Raw genomic sequence first — 1,797 nt, forward strand, 5'->3', positions numbered from 1 at the left:
GTGCTCGGTGAACACCGGTAGTTATATGGGCCGTTCAAGATTGCTTTGACAGTCTTGATTGAAATGCTCTTGAATACTGATATTTGATTTTGCTGCAAAAACTCATTTCAGCAAGGCCCCGTTGCCATCAGCCCCGCCTCATCTGGTGTTTTCTTGCACGCATCAATGACCACGTCTGGTTGCAGTGATGCTGAAAAGGCCATCCCTGGCCTTTTTACTGCGAAAATGCGGTGATTTCGGCGGCTGATTCAGGCAGCTCAGGCCCGGGCTTCCTTCGTTCTTTTGCAGCAGAATTACTTATTGCAGCAGAATCAAGTATACGGTACGATATGGGTTGACGGGGGGGTTTTAAAACACCAAGTATGTTAAATCTTGATTCGGGTTATTGAAAGGAGTCCCCTATGTGGTATGCGTTGATTAGCTGTGATGTCTTTGTCCGGGAAATCTGCCGCATGGTGGCGGATAGCCCCCATACCGTCGACGTCCGGTTCCTGGAAAAGGGCTTGCACGAACGACCGGATTATCTTCGGGGAGTGCTCCAACAGGAAATCGACACCCTCAGCGCTGCGGATAAACCCTTTGACGCCATTCTCCTGGGGTACGCGCTGTGCGGCAATTCCACCCTGGGATTGACCGCCCGGCACATTCCGGTGGTCATCCCCAAGGCCCATGACTGCATTGCCCTGTTCCTCGGATCCCGGCATCGCTACCTGGAAGAGTTCAACCAGAATCCGGGTACGTATTACTATACGCCCAGCGCTGTCGAGCGGGGCTATGCGGTCGGTGCGGAGAGTTCGGAAAGCAAAGAGCGGAAATACACTGAATACGTTGCCAAGTATGGAGAGGACAATGCCCGGTACCTCCTGGAAATGGAAGAGAGTTGGACCAGGCACTATCGCTTCGCGGCGTTCATCGACTACCCGGAATTTCGGTTTCTCGACTGTGCCAAACGGGTCCGGGAAATCGCTCGGAAAAAATCCCTTGAATACCGGGAATTGCTCGGAAACCTGGTCCTGGTCAAGAAGCTGGTTGAAGGAGACTGGGACCCGGCAGACTTTCTCGTCCTGCAGGCGGGGCAAACCATCGAGGTCACCAACGACGAAATGGTCATTACCGCCAGCGGCCATGTTGACCACGATCGAATCTCATCTCGATCCACGCCTCATGGTAATTGATTTGGTCTCTCTTTCAGAGAGAGTGAGATGCGTTTCCTCTCCGGATCCACCTCCAGTACCGTGACCATCACCCGCTGGTTAACCTTGACCACATCGGCGGGGTTTCGAATGTATCGGTCGCTGAGTTGGCTGATATGGACCAGTCCGTCCTGATGGACGCCGATATCCACGAAGGCGCCGAACGCTGTGACGTTGGTGACTACTCCGGGGATCCGCATACCGGCACGGACATCCTCGAGTTTCCGGAGGTCATCGGCAAAACTGAACACCTCGAAGCGTTCTCTCGGATCCCGGCCTGGCTTGGCCAGTTCCGAGAGGATGTCGTTCAGAGTAGGCAAACCAACCCGATCGTTGATATACTTCTCCAAAGTAATCTTGCGGCGGAGCGCTGAATCACGTACCAGGTCGACCACCGAAGCGGAGAGATCCCTGGCCATGGCCTCCACCACATCGTAGCTTTCCGGATGAACGGCACTCCCATCCAGGAGGTTCACTCCATCCTGGATCCGCAGAAAGCCGGCGGCCTGCTCGAAAGCTTTTTTTCCCAGGCGGGGAACATTGGTGAGTTCCCGGCGAGACCGGAACGGTCCATATTCGTCCCGGTATTGAACGATATGGCGGG

Annotated in this window: 2 protein-coding genes; one reads left to right on the plus strand and one right to left on the minus strand. The window is 54.5% G+C overall.

The genetic code is table 11. The features are described 5' to 3' along the window. Positions 1–401: 401 nt before the first annotated feature. Complete coding sequence (locus tag VLH40_09725; GenBank protein HSV32279.1) at positions 402–1,175, plus strand: DUF1638 domain-containing protein; 774 nt, start codon at positions 402–404, stop codon at positions 1,173–1,175. Here VLH40_09725 and VLH40_09730 read toward each other — a convergent pair. Continuing rightward, positions 1,163–1,797, minus strand: a 635-nt coding sequence (locus VLH40_09730) for a S1 RNA-binding domain-containing protein (protein HSV32280.1), incomplete at its 5' end; no start/stop codon positions are given. The genes VLH40_09725 and VLH40_09730 overlap by 13 nt on opposite strands.

The organism is Atribacteraceae bacterium (assembly GCA_035477455.1).
Lineage (GTDB): Bacteria > Atribacterota > Atribacteria > Atribacterales > Atribacteraceae > DATIKP01.